The sequence below is a fragment of the Burkholderia aenigmatica genome, from assembly GCF_902499175.1.
Taxonomy (GTDB): Bacteria; Pseudomonadota; Gammaproteobacteria; order Burkholderiales; family Burkholderiaceae; genus Burkholderia; species Burkholderia aenigmatica.
The window spans coordinates 89,621-111,537 of sequence record NZ_CABVQC010000010.1 but is presented as its reverse complement, the minus strand read 5'-3'; the positions used below and the strand labels follow the sequence as shown (position 1 = coordinate 111,537).

At 66.9% G+C, this 21,917-nt stretch carries 23 protein-coding genes; 13 read left to right on the top strand and 10 right to left on the bottom strand.

All coding sequences use genetic code 11. From position 1 onward, the window contains the following. Positions 1-62 precede the first annotated feature (62 nt). Positions 63-1,520 carry an aminotransferase-like domain-containing protein gene (locus BDO18943_RS10005; protein WP_175022146.1) on the top strand — a complete coding sequence of 486 codons (1,458 nt, stop codon included), beginning with the start codon at positions 63-65 and terminating at the stop codon, positions 1,518-1,520. A gap of 82 nt (positions 1,521-1,602) precedes the next feature. Beyond that, positions 1,603-2,277, top strand: a complete 675-nt coding sequence (locus tag BDO18943_RS10000) for a hypothetical protein (RefSeq protein WP_175022145.1) — start codon at positions 1,603-1,605, stop codon at positions 2,275-2,277. Between the two features lie 51 nt (positions 2,278-2,328). On the opposite strand, the gene BDO18943_RS09995 is transcribed toward BDO18943_RS10000, so the two are convergent. Then, the gene (locus BDO18943_RS09995) at positions 2,329-3,762 is read right to left on the bottom strand and encodes a nicotinate phosphoribosyltransferase (protein WP_175022144.1); all 1,434 of its coding nucleotides are present in this window, start codon (positions 3,760-3,762) and stop codon (positions 2,329-2,331) included. Positions 3,763-3,836: 74 nt separating this feature from the next. Next, the gene (locus BDO18943_RS09990) at positions 3,837-4,877 is read right to left on the bottom strand and encodes a bifunctional nicotinamide-nucleotide adenylyltransferase/Nudix hydroxylase (protein WP_175022143.1); all 1,041 of its coding nucleotides are present in this window, start codon (positions 4,875-4,877) and stop codon (positions 3,837-3,839) included. A 181-nt stretch (positions 4,878-5,058) separates the two neighbouring features. Here BDO18943_RS09990 and BDO18943_RS09985 point away from each other — a divergent pair, with 181 nt between their 5' ends. From BDO18943_RS09985 to BDO18943_RS09975, 3 genes are all read left to right on the top strand, one after another. Next, positions 5,059-5,511, top strand: coding sequence for a type II toxin-antitoxin system RatA family toxin (locus tag BDO18943_RS09985; RefSeq protein WP_027789550.1), 453 nt, complete (start codon positions 5,059-5,061; stop codon positions 5,509-5,511). Positions 5,512-5,724: 213 nt separating this feature from the next. Further along, positions 5,725-6,612 carry a DUF4261 domain-containing protein gene (locus BDO18943_RS09980; protein ID WP_175022142.1) on the top strand — a complete coding sequence of 296 codons (888 nt, stop codon included), beginning with the start codon at positions 5,725-5,727 and terminating at the stop codon, positions 6,610-6,612. Positions 6,613-6,741: 129 nt separating this feature from the next. Then, positions 6,742-7,530 (top strand): lysozyme inhibitor LprI family protein, encoded by a 789-nt coding sequence (locus BDO18943_RS09975; protein WP_175022141.1) that lies wholly within the window; start codon positions 6,742-6,744, stop codon positions 7,528-7,530. A gap of 168 nt (positions 7,531-7,698) precedes the next feature. Here the strand turns inward: BDO18943_RS09975 and BDO18943_RS09970 are convergent, their stop codons facing one another. The 6 genes from BDO18943_RS09970 to BDO18943_RS09945 are packed head-to-tail and all read right to left on the bottom strand — an operon-like array spanning position 7,699 to position 11,631. Beyond that, positions 7,699-8,085, bottom strand: a complete 387-nt coding sequence (locus tag BDO18943_RS09970) for a hypothetical protein (protein WP_175022140.1) — start codon at positions 8,083-8,085, stop codon at positions 7,699-7,701. Positions 8,086-8,111: 26 nt separating this feature from the next. Then, positions 8,112-8,495: an adenosylmethionine decarboxylase gene (gene speD, locus BDO18943_RS09965; RefSeq protein WP_175022139.1), complete on the bottom strand. Its 384-nt coding sequence runs from the start codon at positions 8,493-8,495 to the stop codon at positions 8,112-8,114. Beyond that, on the bottom strand, positions 8,492-8,641 hold the full coding sequence (locus tag BDO18943_RS09960; RefSeq protein WP_155291822.1) for a hypothetical protein: 150 nt from the start codon (positions 8,639-8,641) through the stop codon (positions 8,492-8,494). The genes speD and BDO18943_RS09960 overlap by 4 nt, the downstream gene beginning before the upstream one ends. Beyond that, positions 8,638-10,155: a DUF4178 domain-containing protein gene (locus BDO18943_RS09955; RefSeq protein ID WP_175022138.1), complete on the bottom strand. Its 1,518-nt coding sequence runs from the start codon at positions 10,153-10,155 to the stop codon at positions 8,638-8,640. The genes BDO18943_RS09960 and BDO18943_RS09955 overlap by 4 nt, the downstream gene beginning before the upstream one ends. Positions 10,156-10,164: 9 nt before the next feature. Continuing rightward, a complete protein-coding gene (locus BDO18943_RS09950; RefSeq protein ID WP_043180019.1) occupies positions 10,165-11,217 on the bottom strand; it encodes an SPFH domain-containing protein in 1,053 nt (350 codons plus the stop codon). A 27-nt stretch (positions 11,218-11,244) separates the two neighbouring features. Further along, on the bottom strand, positions 11,245-11,631 hold the full coding sequence (locus tag BDO18943_RS09945) for a DUF350 domain-containing protein (RefSeq protein ID WP_021163477.1): 387 nt from the start codon (positions 11,629-11,631) through the stop codon (positions 11,245-11,247). A 121-nt stretch (positions 11,632-11,752) separates the two neighbouring features. Between BDO18943_RS09945 and BDO18943_RS09940 the strand changes: the two genes are divergently transcribed. The 7 genes from BDO18943_RS09940 (at position 11,753) to BDO18943_RS09910 (ending at position 18,406) form a co-directional block, all read left to right on the top strand. After that, a complete protein-coding gene (locus BDO18943_RS09940) occupies positions 11,753-13,267 on the top strand; it encodes a polyamine aminopropyltransferase (protein WP_089452256.1) in 1,515 nt (504 codons plus the stop codon). Further along, positions 13,267-14,886 carry an NAD(P)-binding protein gene (locus BDO18943_RS09935; protein ID WP_175022137.1) on the top strand — a complete coding sequence of 540 codons (1,620 nt, stop codon included), beginning with the start codon at positions 13,267-13,269 and terminating at the stop codon, positions 14,884-14,886. The genes BDO18943_RS09940 and BDO18943_RS09935 overlap by 1 nt, the downstream gene beginning before the upstream one ends. Positions 14,887-15,010: 124 nt before the next feature. Next, the gene (locus tag BDO18943_RS09930) at positions 15,011-15,775 is read left to right on the top strand and encodes an N-acetylmuramoyl-L-alanine amidase family protein (RefSeq protein WP_089452254.1); all 765 of its coding nucleotides are present in this window, start codon (positions 15,011-15,013) and stop codon (positions 15,773-15,775) included. A 54-nt stretch (positions 15,776-15,829) separates the two neighbouring features. Beyond that, positions 15,830-16,219, top strand: a complete 390-nt coding sequence (locus BDO18943_RS09925) for a lysozyme inhibitor LprI family protein (RefSeq protein WP_175022136.1) — start codon at positions 15,830-15,832, stop codon at positions 16,217-16,219. Positions 16,220-16,312: 93 nt separating this feature from the next. After that, positions 16,313-16,891 carry a hypothetical protein gene (locus BDO18943_RS09920; protein ID WP_175022135.1) on the top strand — a complete coding sequence of 193 codons (579 nt, stop codon included), beginning with the start codon at positions 16,313-16,315 and terminating at the stop codon, positions 16,889-16,891. A gap of 157 nt (positions 16,892-17,048) precedes the next feature. Beyond that, positions 17,049-17,891 carry a hypothetical protein gene (locus BDO18943_RS09915; RefSeq protein ID WP_175022134.1) on the top strand — a complete coding sequence of 281 codons (843 nt, stop codon included), beginning with the start codon at positions 17,049-17,051 and terminating at the stop codon, positions 17,889-17,891. Then, entirely contained in the window at positions 17,891-18,406 is a 516-nt protein-coding gene (locus tag BDO18943_RS09910; RefSeq protein WP_175022133.1) for a GNAT family N-acetyltransferase, read from the top strand. Before BDO18943_RS09915 ends, BDO18943_RS09910 begins: the two co-directional genes overlap by 1 nt. A 3-nt stretch (positions 18,407-18,409) precedes the next feature. On the opposite strand, the gene BDO18943_RS09905 is transcribed toward BDO18943_RS09910, so the two are convergent. Next, the gene (locus tag BDO18943_RS09905) at positions 18,410-19,330 is read right to left on the bottom strand and encodes a LysR family transcriptional regulator (RefSeq protein WP_175022132.1); all 921 of its coding nucleotides are present in this window, start codon (positions 19,328-19,330) and stop codon (positions 18,410-18,412) included. 152 nt (positions 19,331-19,482) lie between these two features. On the opposite strand from BDO18943_RS09905, the gene BDO18943_RS09900 reads away from it, so the two are divergent. Then, positions 19,483-20,679 carry an FAD-dependent oxidoreductase gene (locus BDO18943_RS09900; RefSeq protein WP_175022131.1) on the top strand — a complete coding sequence of 399 codons (1,197 nt, stop codon included), beginning with the start codon at positions 19,483-19,485 and terminating at the stop codon, positions 20,677-20,679. Positions 20,680-20,708: 29 nt separating this feature from the next. Here the strand turns inward: BDO18943_RS09900 and BDO18943_RS09895 are convergent, their stop codons facing one another. After that, the gene (locus BDO18943_RS09895; protein WP_175022130.1) at positions 20,709-21,788 is read right to left on the bottom strand and encodes a hypothetical protein; all 1,080 of its coding nucleotides are present in this window, start codon (positions 21,786-21,788) and stop codon (positions 20,709-20,711) included. Positions 21,789-21,917: the final 129 nt, after the last annotated feature.

The window sequence follows — 21,917 nt, the reverse complement described above, 5'->3', positions numbered from 1 at the left end:
ACAGCCCAATACAATTCGGACAAACTGTACTGGACAACCGGCCGTACAGTTCATTCTTCGCCATGAGCCAGGCCACCCCGCTTCCCGTTCCGCCCACCCCGTCGCGCACACGCGTGGAAACCGTGATGGATACGTTGCGCGCACGAATCGCGAGCCGCGCACTGGTGCCCGGCGCGCGCGCGCCGTCGATCCGGATGATGGCGGACGCGCTCGGTGTGTCGAAATCGACCGTCGTCGATGCATACGAACGGCTCGCGAGCGAAGGCGTGCTCGTCGCGCGCCGCGGCTCGGGTTTCTATGTGTCGGGGCACGCGCCACCGCTCGCGCTCGCCGATCTCGGCCCGCAGCTCGATCGCGGGCTCGATCCGCTGTGGCTGTCGCGCCAGTCGCTCGAGGCGGCGCCGACTTCCGTGAAGCCCGGTTGCGGTTGGCTGCCGCCGTCGTGGCTGCCGGACGAGAGCCTGCGCCGCGCGCTGCGCGCCGCGTCGCGCGACGAATCCGACGCGCTGACCGACTACGCGACGCCGCTCGGCCTGCCCGCGATGCGCCAGCAGCTCGCCTGGCGGCTCGCGCAGCACGGCGTCCAGGCCGAACCCACGCAGATCATGCTGACCGACGGCGGCTCGCACGCGCTCGATCTCGTCTGCCGCCTGCTGCTGGAGCCGGGCGACACGGTCGTGCTCGACGATCCGTGCTACTTCAACTTCCAGGCGCTGCTGCGTGCGCACCGTGCGCGGATCGTCAGCGTCCCGTACACGCCGAACGGCCCCGATCTCGCGCGCTTCGAGCAGGTACTCGCCGAGCACCGGCCGCGCATGTATATCACCAACTCGGCACTGCACAACCCGACCGGCGCGACGCTCGCGGCGCCCGTCGCGCACCGGCTGCTGACGCTCGCGGCCGAGCATGACCTGCTGATCGTCGAGGACGACATCTTCGCGGATTTCGAGAGTACGCCGGCCCCGCGCCTTGCGGCCTTCGACGGGCTGTCGCGGGTCGTGTCGATCGGCAGCTTCTCGAAGACGCTGTCGGCCGCGATCCGCTGTGGCTATGTCGCCGCGCGCCCGGAATGGATCGAGGCGCTCGTCGACCTGAAGCTCGCGACGTCGTTCGGCCATGCGCAGATCGGCGCGAACGTCGTCCACCGGCTGCTCATCGACGGCACGTATCGACGCCACGTCGACAGTCTGCGCGCACGCCTCGCGGATGCGATGGGCGAAACGCTCCGACGCGTCACGCGTGCCGGGCTCCGGATCTGGACGGAGCCACGCGGCGGCCTGTTCGTGTGGGCGGCATTGCCCGACGGTCTCGACGCCGCGCGCGTCGCGCGCCATGCGCTCGATCACGATGTGGTGCTCGCGCCCGGCAATGTGTTCAGCGCGTCGCACAGCGCGACGTCGTACCTGCGCTTCAATGTGTCGCGATGCAAGGGGCCGGCGGTGTTCGATGCGCTGGCACGGGCGATGGACGCGGCGCGGGCGGCACACGCCCCGGAATCGCATCCGACGAGTTGCCAATGATCGAGTTCGGCAATGCCGACAAAGCTTGCCGAACTCGATCGCGGATCACACAATGCCGAAATCCCCGTTCCGAACAAAAATCATGAGATCCATTTCCGGGAAAGCACTCTGGCTCGTCGTGGCGTTGCTACCGACCGCGCATGCGAACGCCGATGCGGTCTACGAGTACGCGAACCACAACGAGTATGTCGAGGCAACCAGGGCATCGTCCTATCTCGGTCACGACGGCAAAACCTTGCTTGTCGCCACTTATGCGTACACGTATACATTCAAAAGCAAGCGCGACATCACCGAAGACCTGAATGCCATCCACAATCCGGACGCAGTCTGGCGGCCCTATCTGTCGGACATCTACGCCGACGCGAATCAGGCCTCGTTTACGACGAACCTCGTCATTTGCTTCGGACATGACAATGGCAGGCCGTCGCCCGCCGAGCGCCTGACGTTGCTGAACGCAGGATTCAAGCCTGACGGTGAATACATCCTCTGCAAGAACTCACCGATGGTCGGCACGAGAGCGCCGTTCCTGAGCGACGCCGCGCTTGGCGCGCTGGCGAAACAGAACGACATGGAGTCGTTCTCGATCGGCGAACCGGCCCGTGACAGCCTGACTGTTCATGTACCGGATACGACCATGGGAAAAGCGGCCAAAGTCGTCAAGGCGCCGTTCAAGAAGGCGGGTGAATTCATCGGACATGCAATCGCACCGTTTGGGCTGATGATGTGCAAAGGCAGTTGCGGCCTGCCGGGCGGCTGACCGGTCGGCGCGGGGCGGCACACACACCGCGTGCCCCCCCGCCCGTCTACCTCACACCTCTCCCGCGTGCGCCCTCGCCCGCACTTCCGCAAACGACGTATCGACGAGCAACCGCCCCGTATCGAACACCGTTTCCAGCGCTTCCTCCCACTCGCTTTCCAGCATCCGGTCGTCCCACGCAGCAGGCAGCGTCGTCGTCCGATACTCACCGGTGCGGAAACTGCGCAGCAGCGTAAGCCGCCCCTTTTTCGAGCGCTTGCCCTGATCGGTGACCGGATCCTTGCAGACGTCGTGCCACACGCCGCCGCGCCGGATCGCCGAGCACTTCATCGCGAAGCGCTGCGTATCGCGATTCACCTGCTGCAGCAGCCCGCCGCCCATGCCGAACACGACGTTGCCGGCCGCATAGCCCGCGTCGTCGAGCGCCGAAAGAATCGCTTCGATCGACAGCTCGTCGACGCCGTCGCCCTGGATCACGCGCACGCGATTCAGCACGCGCCGCCCCTTGCCGTTCAGGGTCGAGCCGAACGATGCGTCGAGCGCACGAACGGTCTGCAGCACGATCGTCACGGGGTCGCCCGAATCGGGGCGCACGACCAGCGTCGCACCTGAATCGAGCACGGCCTGCCGAAGCTCGCCGCCCCACAGATCGAGCGCGGCAAACAGATCGTAGGAGTCCGATACGACCGATACGATCGCACCGGGCAGGCCAAAGCGGCGAATCATGTTCCGGTACGCATCGGCTTCGTGCTCACGCCCCCACGACGTGATCGTGCTGTGCTCGGCCGCGGGCACCGAATATGCAGCCATCGGCTCACGATAGAAGCGGTTCGCGGCCAGTACGCCGAGCACCGTGTCCGAACCCATGAAGTTCACGAGGTGCGCGGCACCGCCGATCGCGGCCGACTCCGCGCTCGACACGCCGCGCGCGCCGAAGTCGTGCAGCTTGAACGGCAGTTGCGCGAGATCGTCGTCGGTCTTTTCGAGGTAGTGGCGGATCGTCTGACGCAGGTGCCAGCTACGCGTCGCGACCGTCACCGGATACCACACGCGCAGCAGCATCGTCTCGAGATACGACGCGAGCCAGAACACCTGCGGGTCGTCGCATTCGACCGTCATCAGCACGTTGTGCACCGGCACGACCGAGCCCTCGGGCACCGCGCGGATCTTCACCGGCAGGTAGCCGTCGTAGCGTTCGACGATGGTGCGCCACCCCGCTTCGTTGAACGGCTCGCCGTGCACCGTGAAGAAATCGCGCGCTTCGTCGATCATCGCGTGCGTGACGGGCTTGCACAGATATTCCTTCAGCAGCATCTGCAGGCCGAAGAACACCGTCCGGTCGTAGCGGCCGCCGCGCGATTCGACGTACGAGAACATCGCCGACGCGTCGGGCGGATATTGCAGGAAGTGGGAAGCCTTGTACGAATCCGTGTTGAGAATCGGATTGGCGAGAACCGCGGCAAAGCCGCCGAGATCGTTTTGCATGGCTAGAGCTCCTCTAGGCCGTTGAAGTGCCGCCGCGTCTGTCGCGGCGGACCGTCGTGCGGGGAATCAGCGAATCACAGCTTCCCCAGGAAGTGATAGGCGATGTCGAAGTGATCCTCGAACATCACGTTGCGCATCTGCGCGAATTCGTTGAGCGGCACCCAGCGCGCCTTGTCGGCGTCGTCGCTGCCCTTCACGCGCGGCAGCTCGCCGGTCGGGAAGTTGAACAGGCACGCGTGCGTGATCGTGCGGCCGCGCAGCGAACGCGTCGGGTGATCGAACACCTGGCGATCCTTGATCGAACCGCGCAGCACGGGCTCCGGCAGCTTCAGGCCGGTTTCTTCGCGCAGCTCGCGGATACAGGCTGCGTCGAGCCGCTCGTCCTGGTTCACGAACCCGCCCGGCAACGCCCACAGGCCGCGGCCCGGTTCGCTGCGGCGGCGCACGAGCAGGATATGGCCCGAGTGCACGACCACCGCGTCGACCGTCACGAACGTGACGGGATACGGGGCGGCCGCCCACGCCTTGCGATACGCGGCGATGAATTCGGCTTCCGACTTCAGCTGCGCGAATTCCGGCTGCGTGCGGAAACGCTCGAGCCAGCCGAACACGGGTTCCGGCACGGCCCACTGCACGAAGCTGTTGGTGCGTTCGGCGAAATACTGGTCGCGGATCTCGGTGGCGGAAATGTCTTCCGTCGCGTCGACGTCAACGAGCTCCCATTGCGGGAACATCCGCAGGTAATACGACGTGGCGTCCTTCTCGTGGCCGATCAGCCCGACCTTGCGCTGCGCGATGTCGCCGAGCGCGGACGCGACAGCGTCCTGTACCCAGCGCACCCAGTCGCCGTCGTTGTAGGTCGAATCCTGCAACGGCGCGATCGTGACGCGGTCGCGCTCGGACGCGTCGAACAGCGAAGCCAGCATCTGGCGGCGCTCGTCGAACGAAAACGGATCCTTGACGGTGCGGGGCTTGTCGGTCGACCCGATCAGCACGCACACGCGCTCGGCCCGACTCAGTGCCGACTTCAGCACGTTCAGGTGACCACGATGCGGAGGCTGGAAACGACCAATGAAAACGAGCGCGTCGAAGCGCCGGTTCTGTTGCGTACTCATGAGGCTCCCTCAAGAGATTGAAACGCTTCGGGTCTTTCCCGAAGGGTTGGAATGAATCCTAGGGGAAATCCCGGAGGGCGTCAATCGAGCCCATCCTCGACTTGACGAAGTCTGAAGAAATGCGCGGCATGGGCGGGTTACACTCGATTTCATCCCAATCCGAGCCAGTGCGCCCGCCATCATGAGGATCTCAGTCAGCCGAACCGTCGGCGTCGATCGCAGACGCCTCTTCACGTGGTCGCAGGATTACGCGCGGCGGCTCGTGTGGGACAGCTTCCTCACCGACGCCTATCTGCTCGACGGCATGACGGCCGACGTCGGCGTCGACGCGTTCTGCCGCAGCCAGTCGGGCGCGACGATGGTGTCGCGCTACATCTCGTACCGTCCGCCGCAAGTCGCCGCCGTCGAAATGGTCGACGGGCCGAAAGTGCTCGAACGTTTCAGCGGCAGCTGGAACTTCACCGAGCACACACCCGGCACGACCGAGGTGAAATTCACGTACCACTTCCGCGCACAGCCGGCCTGGCTGCGCTGGCTGCTCGAACCGCTGATCGGCGCGTTCTATCTCGTGCAGACACGCCGGCGGCTCGATTCGTTCAAGCGCTGGGCCGAAGCCGAAGCACTGCCGCACTGACCGGCGGCCACCGGCCGCACGGCCCGGCGTGTCCGCGCCATCGCCTCCCGAACGGGTTCGAACGCGCCACCGCCGCGCCATCGGGCATGCCCCGCGCATTTGCCAGATTCGCCGAACCCGGGGAAACTACGGGCGGCCGCCATTCCGACGGCGCACCCCGACCGAGAGAACGGGGCCCCCTCCCTGAAACGGCTTCGACACGACCATAATCCAATGAGCCTGATATCCCGATTCTTTGGCCGCAAGGAAGAACCCGAACACACCGTCGCGCTGGTCGCGGCAACCGACATCGAGAATCCGCCGAACGTGACGGTCGTCTTCGACGGCCCGCTGCAGGTCGATATCGCCGCGCTGACCGCCGCGCTGCGCGCGTACCACCCGAGCATGAAGCAGGCGCGCGTCGAGACCGAGCCGACCCTCGAGCAGGTATTCGGGCTCGCCGGCTGGGGCAACCACGTCGTCCAGCTTGTCGGCTTCGACGCGCCCTATCCGTCCGAAGCACTGGAAGCGTGCGTCGCGCCGGCCCACTACGGGCAGGACCTGAAGCAGCAGGTCCGCGCGAGCCGCAGCCATGTGATCCTCTACTACGCCGGGCACGAAGCGGATCCGCTCGAACAGTATGTCGCGCTGGCAGCCGTCGCCGGCGCGCTGGCCGAACAGAACGGCCTCGCGGTGCTGAACGAGCACGCACACACGTCGCTGCCGGCCGGCGTCTTCAATGCGAAGGAACTCGGCGAGGAAAGCCTCGAAGTGCTGCGGGATATCCCGCTGAACCTGTTCTTCTGCGGCTTCGTGAAATACGACGTCGAAGGCGTCGACGGCGTGTGGATGCGCACCTATGGCGCCGACGTGTTCGGCCTGCCCGATTTCGCCGCGCTTGCGGAAGGTCATCACGAAGGCGAACGTTATTCGGGCATCTTCAACAACGTGATGCACTACCTGCTGGAAAGCGGCGCGCAGATGCATGCGGGCGAAACGATGCAGATCGGCGCGGAAACGTTCATGAAGCTGCGCGAACCGCTCGAGCACGAGTACTACCTGCAGGGGCCGGCCCCGGTGCTGGTGGCCGAGCTGATCTCGGCGGACCAGATCAATCGCTGAGCGGGCCCCGTCACACCGCTTCGCACCGTGATGCGCGGCGCCAGGTTCGATGCTTCGCGAACCGCGTGCGCCGCGGCATCACCTGACGGCGGCGTGACCGCCCCGCTCGAACCCGCTGAGGAACCGCCCGTGTTCGGTATTCGCCTGGGTCTCACGTTGGCCGCCATCGGCCTCTCGTTGTCGGCCCATGCCGACAGCATCGACTGCGCGCATTCGAAGACGCGCACCGATCGCCTGATCTGCGCCGACGAGGCGCTCCTGTCGGCCGACAGCGCATTGTCGAGCGCGTACGACGACGCCGTCGGCATCGCCGCCGACCAGCAGGCCGTGATCCGGTCGCAACGCGCGTGGCTCGCGCAGCGCGACGCCTGCACCGACGCCGCCTGCATCGCCACGGCCTACCGCGACCGTACCGTGGCGCTGAAGCAGGTGAAACACGCGGGCTGGAAAACCTATCGCGACCCAGCGCTCGGCGTCTCGTTCGAATACCTCGCGAACCGGCAGGTAAAGAAGCCCTGCCCCGAAATCGGCGGCAACCGCTGCATCGCGATCGTCGGCCGCAACATGACCTATAGCAGCTACCTCATCGCGTTCCAGATCGTCGACGGCGCGCTGGAGCCGGTCGCGGAGAAAGAAGCGGGATTCGAGAAGCAGGACGACGGCAAGTGGGTGACGTCATACGGCTCCGGCATCGCACAGGAAGTCGAGCGTTTCTCCGGTGCCGGCTGGCGCGGCATGCAAGCGACGATCATGTGTCGCATCAACGATCCGAAAACCGGCTTCTACTCGGCGGCCGGCGAGTGCTATTGGGCCGTGCTGAGCAACGGCAAGCGTGCGGTCGTCGCGACGACGCAGGGCTACGTCGGCACCGACGACGCGACGTTGCACAGCGTATCGTCGTTCCGGTTCGACCGTTAGCGGGAACGTCGCGACGGTCGATCGCCCGGCGCCTGAATCGGCGTGCGATGCGTCATCGCAACGAAGCCTCGGCAGCCTGTCGCCAACATCCGCAAGGGTAAAAGCGCACTGTCTGGCCCGATCCGCAACGCTCACTCAATCAGCCGCGCCATTCGAACCGCATCCGCGCTAACGTGCGCCGTCCCCGCGCAACGGGAACGTTTCCGCCCCCGTATCGCGGCGCAACGTGACCTCCGCACCGGTCAGCCATCCTGACGATTTCAGGATCGGTCGCGCCACCGCATACAGCCGGTCAGGGCTGGCGCCATACAGGTACAGATAACCGTCGTTGCCGTCGCGATGCAGTTCGGTCTCGCCCAGTTCGCCGGCGCCTGCCCGCCTCACTGCGCGATCCAGCCGTTGCTCCAGCGCGTAAAGACGCGCCTTGTCCTTCTCGTAGTAATCGAAGTGAACCATCACGACCGGCCCGGGCGGCTTCGGCGGCACATCGGCAGCGGCGTTGCCGGCGAGCAGCCCCCAGCCGAGCCACGCAGCAAACCGGATTCTGTTACGCATATCGATAAAGGGAGTGAATCGCCCGCTCACGTCGGCGCACCGCCGCGCGCAACCTGCTGCCTGACTTGTGCCTGCGCACCGAGCGCAGCGGCGATCGCATCGACCGCATCGGCTGCACGCGCCGCACCGCACATGAACGCGTCGACGGCCGCGAAGCGATGCTCGGGCCACGTGTGGATCGTGATGTGCGACTCGGCGAGCAGCACGACACCCGTCACGCCATGCTCGCCGCCGAAATGATGGAAATGCGCGCCGATCACGCGCGCCCCCGCCTGCCGCGCCGCTTCGGTGAGAAGCGCCTCGAGCCGCGTGGCGTCGCGCAGCAACGCGGCATCGATGCCGGCCAGGTCGGCCAGCACGTGCGAGCCGAACGTCGCGCGCGGTGATGCGATCCCGTCGCGTGCGGTCACTTGTGCGATCCGTACGACGAGTAGCCGCTGCGAGCCGACGAACTGCCCCAGCCGCTGCCGCCCGACCCGCTGCCGCCGATCGACGCGCAGCTGAACAGCGTGACGACGATCAGGCCATAGATGCCGTAGAGGATGTACCGGATCACGCGTTGCCTCCGTCCGACGCAAAACTCTTCCACAGCCATTCAGGCAGCCACAGCACCAGCAGGCCGACCAGCACGTAGACGGAGCGGCCGCTGAACGAAAACAGCGAGCTCATGTTCAGGATCACGAACAGCGCGCTGAACACCAGCGGCAGCGGCGCGAAACTGTGCGGGCCTTTCCGGCCGAACAGACCCGTCGACTCGGTGGCGCCCGTTGCCGCTGCCGCCGCGGCCGTCGCGAGCGCCGGTGTGCCGAAGCGTTCGGCGAGTGTGCGGCCCGACAGCGGCCGCGCGCGCGACCAGACGATCTCCGCGTCGCTGCGCTCGCGCGTCAGCTTGTCCTTCTGCCAGCCGTAGTCGATGATCGACGTGCGATCGCCGACCTGCACGCGCCAGTTGAACGCACCGACCACGTAGACGACCTCCGAGTCGTATTCCTCGCGCAAGCGGTAGGTCTTGTCGCCGTCGGTCACGTCGGCATTGCTGCCGATCGTCGGCCATTGATCGAGCACCTGCACGCGCTCCCAGCGCCCTTCGCTCTGCACGAGCCACAGGAAGCCGCGCTTCGGGTTCAGCAGCAGGTATTCGTCCCACGTCTCGTCGTCGTCCGGCACGCGGCAACGCATCATCCCGATCACCGTGTACTTCACGCCGTCGAACGTGCCGATCGCGCCGAGCTCCAGCGCACCCTTCACCGCTTCGAGCTTGCGCTGCGCCGAGAACACCGTCTGCTGCTCGGCCGTGCACTGCACGCCCGCGTGGCAACTGCCGCACACCACGTAGTCGGCGACGTTCGGCGCATACGACAGCGGCGCGCCGCAGCTCGGGCACGCGAACGGCACCATCTCCGCCCCGCGCTTCTCGCGCGTATCGTGTTCGGTATCGCGCAGCCCGGTGAACGCGAGCGCATCGAATTCGAGTGCTTCGCCCGTATAGACTGCCGGGCTCCCGCCGTTCGAATCGGCGTCGGAATAGTCGTAGGTCGCGAATGCGTTGCCGGTGCGCAGGTCGACGACGCGCGCCTCCCAGCCGGCATCGACGCGGAACGGCAGCTCGCCGTCGCCGCCCGTGCAGCGCGCGGTGCGCACGTCGGACACGAGAAACGCGCGGCCGCCGTGGTCGATCCGCATGCCCGGTTCCAGCGTGCCGAACGCCGGCCACGCGCCGCCGGACGCATCGTCGGGCTCGCGCACCGTGACTGCATACTGACCCGACGCATCCGACAGCCAGCCGAACGCGCCGTCGTCGAACACGACATACCACTCGCTCCATGCGCCGGCGTCGTAGGTCATCTGGATGCGCCCGAGCACCGTGAACGTGCGCTTGCCGTAGCGCCCGGCCGTGCCGATCTGGATCGGCGACGCATCGTCGAGTACCGCGGCCAGTTCGCCAATACGTTCGACGTCGGTGCCGCGCTTGAGCAGCGTGCTGCGGCAGAACGCGCAGACGGCCATCACCGCCGCCGCCGAGCGAAACTCGACCGGCGCGCCGCACTGGGGGCACGAGGTACTGAACATGCGCGACGCTTACCGGGTGAGCTTCGCGAGGATCTCGGCCTTCGCGCGCGAATATTCGTCTTCGGTCACGAGGCCCTTGTCGAACAGCGCCTTCAACTGTTCGAGGCGCTGCACGTAATCGGTGCCTTCCGCCGGCGCGGCAGGCTGCGCGGCGGCGGCCGGTGCCGCGGCGGGCGCAGGCGGTGCAGCCGGCGCCGGTTGCGCGGCACCCGCCATCTGGCCAGCCATCGCCTGCCCGATCACCGCGCCCGCGGCAAGCCCCGCACCCACACCCGCGATGCCGCCCGGATTCTGCGCGGCGAGCGGAATCGCCTGCGCGGTCTGGTATTGCGTGGCGCGGGCGAGATCGCCGGCCATCCCCGCGCCGATCCGCAGATCGAGCGCCTTCTGCAATTCGGCCGGCAGCGACACGCTCTCGACCGCGAACGCGTCGAGCGCGAGGCCATAGCGCGTAAACACCGGCACCAGCGCGTCGGCGACGCGCTGCGACAGCAGCGACTGGTTCGCGGCCATGTCGACGAACGGCACGTCGGCCGAGCCGAACGTTGTACTCATCGCAGTGACGACCAGATTACGCAGCTGCTGTTCGAGATCGTCGACCGTGTACTGCGCGCGCGTACCGCTGACCTCGCGATAGAACGCGCCCGCGTCGACGATCCGGTACGAGTAGATGCCGAACGCGCGCACCTGCACGAAGCCGAATTCGCGGTCGCGGATCGTCAGCGGCTGCGCGGTGCCCCAGCGCCGGCCGAGCTGCAGCCGCGTGCTGAAGAAGTAGACGTCCGACTTGAAAGGCGACTGAAAGAGCTTGTCCCAGTTCTTCAGGTACGTGAGCACCGGCAGCGTGTTCGTCTCCAGCGTGTACAACCCCGCCTGGAAGATGTCGGCGACCTTGCCTTCGTTCACGAAGATCGCGACCTGCGTTTCGCGCACGGTCAGCTTGCCGCCGTACCGGATTTCCATGTCTTCCATCGGATAGCGCCAGGCCAGCACGCCATCGGTGTCTTCCGTCCATTGCAGGACGTCGACGAACTGCTTGCGGATAAACGATCCCAGACTCATGTCGGTCTCCTCGAAACGCGTGGCGTGTCAGGTCAGGCAGGCGGCATTGATGATGCCGACGACGAGCGACGCGGTGCCCATCAGGCCGCCCATCGCGACGTTGCGATCCTCGATCGCATGATTCATGCCGGGCATCAGGCGCGTCAGCGCCGCATAGGTGATCAGTTGCACGACCATCGCACCGACGGCCCAGATCACGACTTCGCCGAGCGTGGAATTGTGCGCGATGCTGGACGCGAGCGTCAGGCAGAAGCCGATCAGCGCGCCGCCGAACGACAGCGTCGCGGCCGCGTTGCCGTCGCGGATCAGCGCCAGTTCGTCGAACGGGGTGACCTTCAGGTACACTGCCGCGAACACAAGAAGCAGCACGAACGCCGACAGTAAATGAACCGCATAGAGATAGGCACTATTCATTCTTTCCCTCGGATTTTGTGCTCGGTTCGCCGCCCCGTCGCCGGCCGGCCCGCGCAGGGCCAGCAGTCAAAATTCCGCGCCAGTATATCCACATTGCCGACCGCTGCACAACGGACGCACCATGCTGCATAAGCGCGCGCTCGTCCTGTCGATTCTCGTGCTCGCGTCGTGCGGGCTGGGCTACGAACTGATCAGCAGCGCGCTGTCCAGCTACCTGCTCGGCGATTCGATCCTGCAGTTCTCGTCGGTGATCGGCTGCTACCTGTTCGCGATGGGGATCGGTTCGTGGCTCGCGAAGTTCGTCGAGGACGACGACGTGCTCGACCGCTTCGTCGACATCGAGCTGCTGGTCGGCCTGCTCGGCGGCGTGTCGGCCGCGCTGCTGTTCGCGGTGTTCGCCTGGCTCGCCGCGCCGTTCCGCGCGGCGCTCTATGCGCTCGTGCTGGCGCTCGGCATGCTGATCGGGATGGAGATCCCGCTCGTGATGCGCGCGTTCCAGCAGCGTCGCCAGGCGTTCCGCCATACCGTCAGCGAAGTGCTGACCTTCGACTATCTCGGCTCGCTCGCCGTATCGCTGATCTTCCCGCTCGTGCTCGCGCCGCGCCTCGGCCTGCTGCGCACCAGCTTCCTGTTCGGGCTCCTGAACGCGTTCGTCGCGCTGTGGACGACGCACCTGTTCCGCGACGAGATCCGCAACGTGCGCGGCAAGCTGATGCGCGCGTCGCTCGTGATCGGGCTGCTCATCGCCGGCTTCGCGCTGTCGGATCGCATCACGCACTGGGCCGAACACGGCGTGTACGGCGACGAGACGATCTATTCGGAAACGACGCCGTACCAGCGCATCGTGCTCACGCAGTGGCACGACGACATGCGGCTGTACCTGAACGGCAACCTGCAGTTCTCGTCGCGCGACGAGCACCGCTATCACGAGGCGCTGATCCACCCGACGATCGAGGCGCTGCCGTGGGCGAAGCGCGTGCTCGTGCTCGGCGGCGGCGATGGCCTCGCGGTGCGCGAGCTGCTCAAGCACCGCAACCTCGAACAGATCACGCTCGTCGATCTCGATCCCGCGATGACGAAGCTGTTTTCCACGTCCGCGCCGCTCGTCAAGCTGAACCAGGGCTCGTTGAAGGACCCGCGCGTGCACGTGATCAACGACGATGCGGTGCGCTGGCTCGAATCGAACGCCGACGTGTACGACGCGATCGTCGTCGACTTCCCCGACCCGACCAACTTCGGGCTCGGCCGGCTGTATTCCGTGCCGGTGTTCCGGCTGCTCGCGCGCCACCTGTCGGAGAACGGCTACGCGGTGATCCAGTCGACCTCGCCGTACTTCGCGCCGCACGCGTACTGGACCATCATCGCGACGCTGCACGAAGCCGGGCTCAACACGTGGCCGTACCACTGCTACGTGCCGTCGTTCGGCGACTGGGGTTTCGTGATCGCCGGCAAGCGCCGCGACTTCACGGTGCCGACGCACTACTCGGTGCCCACGCGCTGGCTCGACGCGCAGACGGCCGCCGAGATGTTCCACTTCCCGGCCGACATGCCGGCGCTGCCGATGTCGCCGAACGAACTCAACGACCAGCCGCTCGTGCGCCGTTTCGACGACGACTGGAAGCACGTGCTGCGCTGATGGACCGCCGCACGTTCCTCGTCGCGTCGGCGGCCGCGTCGCTCGCCGCCTGCGGGCGCACCGGCTGGATCGAGACGACGCCGCAGGTCGGCTACCCCGGCATGCGCGAAGGCCATGCGCTGCGCGACCATGCGACACTGCCGCCGCCGTCCGGCACGCTCGAGACCGACGTCGCGATCCTCGGCGCGGGCGCCGCCGGGCTGTCGTGCGCATGGCAGCTCGCGCGCGCCGGGCACCGGCACTTCACGGTGCTCGCGGGCCCCGAATTCGGCGGCAACGCGGCCGGCGGCCGCTTCGGTGATCTCGGTTATCCGAAAGGCGCGCACTACCTGCCGCTGCCGTCGCTCGAATCCACGCATCTGCGCGACATGCTCGCCGATCTCGGCGTGATCGAATCGGCGCCGTTCTCGGCGCGCCCGGTGTACGACGAGCGCGTGCTCGTCCATGCGCCCGACGAACGGCTCTTCATCGCCGGGCAGTGGCGGGACGGCATCGTGCCGACGGCCGGCCTCGGCGCCGACGCGCTCGCGCAACAGGCACGCTTCTTCGCGTACACGGACACGCTGCGCACCGCGCGCGGCGCCGATGGCCGCAAGGTGTTCTGCATCCCGATCGCGGAATCGTCGCACGACCCGCGCTGGCGCGCGCTCGACCGGCGCTCGCTCCGTCAGTGGCTGCTCGACGAGGGCTACACCGCGAAGGCCCTGCACTGGTATCTGAACTACTGCTGCCGCGACGACTACGGCGCCGGATACGAGCACGTGTCCGCGTGGGCCGGCCTGCACTATTTCTCGTCGCGCGGCGGCCACGCGGGCGACGCGAGCGACGGCGCGGTGCTGACCTGGCCCGACGGGCTGCACACGATGGTGACCAAGCTCACCGATTCGATCACCGCGCGTACCGGTTCGAACGCGTGGTCGCGCGACGGCTTCGCGGTGCGCGCGACCGAGCGCGCGAGCGGCGTCGACGTGCTGTGCGCGCGCATCGGCGACGACGGCGCGCTGTCGACGTTCACGCTGAAGGCGCGACGCGTCGTCTGCGCGATGCCGCTGTTCGTCGCGGCGCGCGTGTTTCCGCAGCTCGGCGCGTATGGCTTCGACCCCGCGCGCGACCTGCCGCCACGCGCGCCGTGGCTCGTGTCCAACTTCCTGCTCGACGGCATGCCGGCCGAAGCAGCGGGCGTGCCGCTCGCGTGGGACAACGTCGTCTACGACGGCGCGGGGCTCGGCTATGTCGTGTCGACGCACCAGTTGATCCGCATGTCGCCGCCGACGCGCTCGGTGTTCTCCGCGTACCAGGCGTTGAGCACGCAAGCGCCGGACGACACGCGCCGCTGGCTCGCGCAGGCGAAGCCCGATGCGTTGCGCGAACAGGCGGCGATCGACCTGCAGGCCGTCTACGGGCGCGACCTGTGGAAACACGCGACGGCGCTCGAGATCACCGTGCGCGGCCACGCGATGGCGACGCCCGACGTCGGCTTCCTGAGCCGGCCGGGGCTGCTCGCGCTGCGCGATGCCGATGGCCCCGTCGTGTTTGCGCATGCGGACCTGTCCGGGCTGTCGCTGTTCGAGGAAGCGTCGTACTGGGGCATGCTCGCCGCCCGACGCGTGCTGGCCTGACGGCCGTCATCCGTCATTGCGGCGGCACCGCCACCCGCTATAATCGCGCGACATTCCGACTGCATTGAGCAGGCCGATGGTGCCGCGCCGTCCGACGCGCCGTATGCCCGCCTCGACAACAACAATGACGAACCGAACCATCCGACGCCTTCGCCCGTTCGCGCGCGCCGCCGCGCGCATGCTCGCCTGCGCCCCGCTGCTCGGCGCGCCGCTGGCACTGCATGCGGCCGACACCGCAGCCCCCGCCGGCACCACGCCCGCCGCCGGGCGCTACATCGTCGTCGACACCGGCCATACGCCGGCGCACCCGGGCTCCACCGGCGCGAGCGGCCGCGTCGAATACCTGTACAACCTCGATCTGTCCGCGGCGGTCGCCGAAAAACTCGCCGCGCATGGCGACCGCGTGCTGCGCACGTCGGCCGACGGCCGCGAGATCGCACTCGACCAGCGTTCGACGCAGGCACCCGACGCGAACCTGTTCGTGTCGATCCATCACGACTCGATGCAGCAGCAGTTCATCGACGCGGGCCGGCAGCGCGAATTCCGCGGCTTCTCGGTGTTCGTGTCGGAACGCAATCCGCACTATGCGGAAAGCCTGCGTTGCGCAAAGGCGATCGCCGAGCGGCTGGTGGCGGCCGGCGAACGGCCGTCGCTGTATCACGCGCAGCCGATCCGCGGCGAGAATCGCCCGTTGATCGACCCGCAACTCGGCATCCACCGCTTCGACGATCTCGTCGTGCTGCGCACCGCGCCGATTCCGGCCGTGCTCGTCGAGGCCGGCGTGATCGTCAATCCGGACGAGGAAGCGCGGCTTGCGCGTCGCGAGACGATCCAGAAGCTGTCCACCGCGATCGCCGGCGGCATCGACGCGTGCACCGCGCCGAAATAAACGACGATGACGCCCGTCGGGCCCAACGGTTTTCACCCAGTCAGGAGCATCACCATGAAAATGAAGAATCTGCTCGCATCCTGCGCCCTGCTCGCGCTTGCCGTTCCGTTCGCCGCGCACGCGGCCGGCTGTGCGAAGCCGCACAGCGCGTTCGACCAGGTGTACTGCAGCAGCACGCAATTCTCGCAATCCGACCGCGACCTCAACGACGAGTACGGCCGCCTGCGCAAGCAACTGAGCAGCGACCAGCAGGCGACGCTGAAGGCCGGCCAGCTCGCGTGGCTGAGGCAGCGCGACGCGCAGTGCAGCGAGACGCGCAACAACGGCTACCTCGTCGATCTCCAGTGCGCGACCGACATGACGCAGTCGCGGCTGTCGTTCCTGCGCGAGCGGGAGCGCGAGTGCACGAGCACCGGTTGCGTGGCGTCGAAGCTCGGCGACTAAGGGCTTCGCGCGTGCCGCGCCGCGAAGCGTTTCGCGACGCGGCGCTTCATGCCCTTGCGATCCCCGCGCGTCGGCACCGCGAAAGGAGCGGCAATGCGACATGAATTCCCGGAAGTCCTCAACGATCTGGTCGACTATTTTCTCGTCGGCGATCTCCTGCTGCTGAAGCGCTACCAGGAGCAGCACGGACTGTCGAACGACGTCGCGACGGCGTTCACGACGAGCGACAGCGGCGACCGCGCCGTGCTGGAAGGCGTCGTCATTCCGCTGGCCGGCATCGAGAACCATCCGTACACGGTGATCTTCACGCTCGATGACGCAACACCCGAACTGCTGAAGACGGGAAGCCGCCTGCAGCATCGGCGTGGCGGGTACGTGCTGCGCGTCGAACATCGTTCGATCATGCTCTACACGTGGCGGATTCTCGAACGCTTCAACGACGCAACGGTCAACGCACTGCTTGCGCGTTACCGCGAACCGGGCAGGCCCGTGATCGAGATCGACAACGGCTGGTATCAGGTCGACATCCTCGGCGGAGAAGTCCCGCGCAACGGCTGGTTCGAGCCTGCGTTCGAATTCGTGCTGAAGAAAACCGCCGCACCGGGCGATGCATCGCAGGTGGACATCAACTACCGTTTTTCGATCGACGGCAGCCTGGATCCGGCGAAATGAATCCGGCAGCAACGCGTGACGACTTCATGGCTTCTTGATGCGTACTCAGTCCGCCCCGTTTCGATGGATCCCCGAAAGCGGGTGTTCCCCTTTCGCGTTGGCCAGACTGCGATCGGCATTTCCGCGCCCGGACAAGCCGATGGGCGAAGCGTGGTTCATGGGAGAACCGCGACGGCTATTCGCCGTGTTGCAAGGCGATCTGCAATCGATCGACATCGCAGAACTCGACACGCCGCTCGAAGAAATCGTCGTCGGCACGATGTCGTTCGGCCTGAGCGACGAATGGCAGCGGTGGTACCACTACTTGCTGGCGCACCTGACCGCGCGCAGCCACGATGGGCAGCACCACGCATTGCTGGAGTGGTTGATCACCGGGTTCGTTTCGCAGCACCCCGATCGCATCTCGCCCGAACCGTACCCGGGGTTCCGCCGCGATGTGCTCGACACGCTCGGGCAATGCCTGATGGAGGCCCGATGCTGGCCATCGGGCGCACTCGATACGGCCGCATGCTTCAATCACGCTCACGAACCCTCATCCGGTAGCGGAGACTGGTTCCATGCGAGCGGACAATTTTCGTCGTCGATGTTCCTGTGCATCAAATACCTGGAAGCATCGGACATCCACGCGTGGCTGACCTCGGTGCTGGGCATCGACGATCCGCTCTGGCGCGCGCAGCTCATGCTCTGGTGTGTCGGTGCGAACGACCTGCTCTCCGGCCGTATCCGGCATCCGTCGGCATTCAGCCCCACCGACTACCCGCGGATCGACTGGCAGGGATCCCGCTGCCTGACCGGCTCGCCCGGCCGCAACACCGCAACGTTTGACTTCATTCATCCCGCGCAGCGCGAAGCAGTCGTCGACACGTTGCAATCGTTCATGACCGAGGCCACCTTTCTCACGTGGCTCCAGTCGCTTGGCCAGTACGAGCGCGTCGAAAGCGAACTGGGCGACCTGCCGTATCGGTTCTATTCTCTTTACGGCGCCGACCAGCGAACCTGATGAAAATCGACATCCGCCCTGCTACGCCCGCCGATGCCCCGGCCATCGCCGCGATCCACGTCGCGTCGTGGCAGGCCACCTATCCGGGTATCATGCCGGCCCCGTTCCTCGCCGGCCTGTCGGTCGAGAAGCGCACCGCTTCGTGGCGTCACGCGCTCGACGCAGGACGGCCGCATGTCGCACTCGCGTTCTCGGAAAGCGGGCCGACAGGCTGGATCGCCTACGGCCCGACGCGCGACACCGACAAGGACCGCACCTGGGGCGAAATCGAAGCGATCTATCTGCATCCGACGCATTGCGGGCAAGGCGTCGGCGCGGCACTGGTCGACCATGCCTGCGATGCGCTGCATGACGCGGGCCATGCGTGGGTGTCGCTCTGGGTACTCGTCAAGAACCGCCGCGCACGGGCGTTCTACGAACGCGAAGGTTTCGTCGCCGAAGACGACATCAAGACGTTCGAGATCGACGGTGCGCCCATCGACGAAGTGCGCTACTGGCGCGCATTGCCGAAATGATCGTCATGACGGCATCGCCCCTGCCGCCGCCAAACGCGCCTGCATCAACTGCAGCAGCTCGCGGATCTTCGCGTTGACGGAATTGCGGCTCGAATAAGCGGCCAGCAGTTCGAGCGGCGCCGGCGCCATCTCCAGCGGCACGCGCACCAGCCGCCCGGCGGCCAGCTCGGCCGCGCACCCGCGTTCGACGAGAATCGCGAAGCCGATCCCGTTCACCGCCGCCAGCCCCGCCATCTCGCCGCTGTTGACGCGATACCGGCTCGCGACCGGAATCTTGTGAACCCGCCCGTCGCCGTCGGCGAACTGCCACGGCTGCCCTTTCAGCGTGCTCAACGTCGTGATGCACGGCAGTTGCCTGAGCTGCTCCGTCCGGGTCGGCATGCCCGTGCGTTCGATCAGCGACGGCGCGGCCACGACGACGCTCGGCAAGTTCACGAGCGGCCTGACGACGAACGTGCTGTCGTCGAGCTTGCCGCGATTGACGATGATCGACAGGTCGAACTCGTCGCGCAGCGTCGATACGCCTGCGAGGCTCGTATCGCAATCGATTTCGACACGCGGATGCCGGCTGGCGAATTCCGCGACGATCGGCCCGAGCATGCGCGGCCCGATTTCACCGGGCACGCAGAGCTTCAGCAGGCCGCGCAGCTCCGTCTGCTGCGAGGTCAGTTCGAACTCGGCGAGCGTCAGCGCGTCGAGCATCGGCTTCGCTCGCTCGTGCAGCAGGCGCCCGGCCTCCGTCATGCGCAGGTGCCGCGTGCTGCGCTCCAGCAGACGCACGCCGAGCCGCGACTCCAGTTGCGCCACATGGCGGCTCACGTTGGAACCGGGTATCGACAGCACGCGCGCGGCACCGGCGAAGCTGCCTTCGTCGACGACCGACACGAACACGCGCACCGCGTTCAGATCCAGCTTGCTGCGCATCATTATCCCGTTTCAGGTATCAAAGCTCGCCGTTTTTCACGGCTTATCCCGTTCGAGACCGTAATTTACGATGCGGATCCAGTCAAGCGTGGCCGCCGACGCACGAACCCGCGCCGACGCGAGCGCACGCACGAACCTACGGGAGCATCAACATGGATATCGCCATTCTCGGCGCCGGCGTGGCCGGCATGAGCACCGCGCTTGCGCTTGCCGGGCAGGGGCACCGGATACGGCTCTACGAACGCAGGCCGTCCGAGACGACGATGGGCGCGGGCGTCGTGCTCTGGCCGAATGCCGGCTTCGTGCTCGAGCAACTCGGCCTCCTGCCGGACATCGTCGCGGTCAGCGGCCACCTGCGCGCGATGCGGTGCATGGACCGTGACGGCGCCCCGTTCAAGCGCGTCGACATCGGCACGCTCGACCGCCGCATGGGTTTCCCGACGCGCTCGATCCTGCGGCGCGACCTGCAGGCCGTGCTGGCCCGGCACGTCGCCGCGCACGACATCGAAGTCTGCTTCGGCCACTGCGCGACGGCCATCGACACCGGCACCGACGGTCGCGCGGTCGTTCGCTTCGACAACGGCGCGACGATCGCCCCCGACCTCGTGATCGGCGCGGACGGCCGCATGAACTCCATCGCGCGACGCCATGTGGTCGGCAACGCCACACCCGTCTACCAGGGCTTCGTCAACTGGATCGGCGTCGCGCAGAGCGATGTGCCGCTCGTCGACGACGTATCGATATTCGACTACTGGAGCCGGCGCGAACGATTCGGCATCGTCGCGCTGGACCCGCATCGCATGTACTGGGCGGCGGCCCGGGCCGAGGCCGAATTCGACGATAGCGACCACGACGACGCGGCGCCGGACGATCCGGGCCCGCTGCTGGAACGGCTCTTCGACGGCTGGCCGGCGCCCATCGCGGACGTGATGCGCGCGACGCCACCGGGCACGATCGCGAAGATCCGCGTGCACGATCTCGACCCGGTGGACGTGTGGCACCGCGGCAATGTGCTGTTGATCGGCGATGCCGCGCACGCACCGCTCCCCACCTCCGGACAGGGCGCATGCCAGGCGCTCGAGGACGCGTGGCATCTCGCGCGCTGCCTCGATGAACACGGGAACGGAAACGGCAACGTCCGCGACCTCGACGCTGCGCTCGCAGCGTTCACGCTGCGGCGCAGCCCGAAAACCGCGGCAATCACGCTGCGCGCACGCGACTTCGCGCAGCGGTTGTTCGGCAACGACACGCACGAACCCGCCCGGCAGGCCGATCCGGTCGCCGAAATCGAAGCGCTCGCGAGCGCGTGGGGAGCGGGCCTGCCGATGACGCCCGCGCGGGACCGATAAGCACCCGAGGGGTCACTCGACGGCGGCGATCAGTTCGCGTCGTCGTCGCACACGGAATCCGGTACTGGCTTGTGAGGATGATGGATCGGGTCCTGCATCGCATCGAAACGCGCCCGATATTCCGGCGCCAGATCGGCAACGCGATATCCGTGTTGCAACAACACCTGCACGAGTACCGGTGTACCGACATACACCGCCCGCTCGAGCGGTGCGATACGATTCTGCGCCGCCGCGCCATCCATCGGTATCTTCGCGGATGCGACGAGCCACGCTTCCGCGCCCTTGCGAGCGATTTCCGGCAGATTCGCGTCGGTCCACTCCGCGAACCAAGCCCAGACCTCGTCCACATCTTCCGCGGCATGGAGCGTGACGCCTGCATTGGCCAGCCAGTCGACCGATGCGATTGCCGCGCCCGCGGCCGCGCTCGCATACAGACTCTCGAAGCGGCTGTCGCCTTGCAGATGCTGCGGATCGACACCCAGCGCAACGAGCTGGTTCATCAGTGCGATCGACCCGCTCATGACAGCGCCTTGCAGCGCGGCGCTCCGCTCGTCGGGGCCCCACAACGGCAGGAACTGGGCCGTGATCGCCGGCACGTTTCGAAAGCCGACGCGCAGCGCGATGTCGGGCGGCATCACATAAGCCACCCCGTCCTTGCAGAACGTCTGCAGTTCGCTCCCGCCCAGGCGTACCTCGCTCGCATGCCTGACGCCTTCGAGCGTGACCGCGAGGCTGCGCGGCGCCGTCTTGCGGACCGCCTCGCTCACCCATGTCGCGCGATCGCAATCGTCCGCACAGTCGGCAAACGCCTGCCGAAACGCGACTGCATCGTCGGTGCGCAATGCGGCTGCCATGCGGGCATAGTCGTCATTGATCTGCTGACCGCGGGCCGCCTCCCGAGGGTCCGGGTGATTGCGTTGGTAATCGTCGATCTTGAACGTGGCAATCAGCGCTATGGCCAGAACCAACAGCAGCACCTGTAGCCAGAACGCCCACGCAAATCGCGGGGCACGCCATGGCTTGCGACTCACTGCGTAGGCCAGCAGCACGACGGCGACCACGGCATACAGCGCGATGCCGACCTCGCTGAGGAAGATCAGCGCACCCATGAACACAATGACCGACAGGTCGCGATCGATCCGCGACACGCATATCACGGCGGCTGCCAGCAGCCCCCAGAGCGGAATGCCGGACACCCACAGCAACACGGCCGGGAGACGCGGCGTGCCGGCCGGTGG